The sequence below is a fragment of the Flavobacterium panici genome, assembly GCF_903819335.1.
Taxonomy (GTDB): Bacteria; Bacteroidota; Bacteroidia; order Flavobacteriales; family Flavobacteriaceae; genus Flavobacterium; species Flavobacterium panici.
In genome coordinates, this window is the sequence record NZ_CAIJDE010000065.1 from 1 (window position 1) to 231 (window position 231).

1 protein-coding gene is annotated in these 231 nt (G+C 33.3%); it reads right to left on the reverse strand.

The features are described 5' to 3' along the window. Positions 1 to 231: transposase (locus FLAPXU55_RS23095; RefSeq protein ID WP_180861688.1), on the reverse strand; the 231-nt coding region annotated here is incomplete at both ends.

Genomic DNA, 231 nt, shown 5'->3' on the forward strand with positions numbered 1-231 from the left:
CCGGATTGAAAATCGAAAGGTACAACTCCGCTGTAACATGCCATTTTTCTAGGATCAGTTATCACTGTAAAACCTTCTGTTTTTGATATTAATGTCCATGATAAAATCTGACCTACTCCAGGAACAGATTTTATCAGTTTCTGCTGACAGCTTAGGTTTTCATCATTATGGATTACTTCTTCAATATCATTTTCAATAACCTTAATTTGTCCCTCAATATTTTTAATGAGT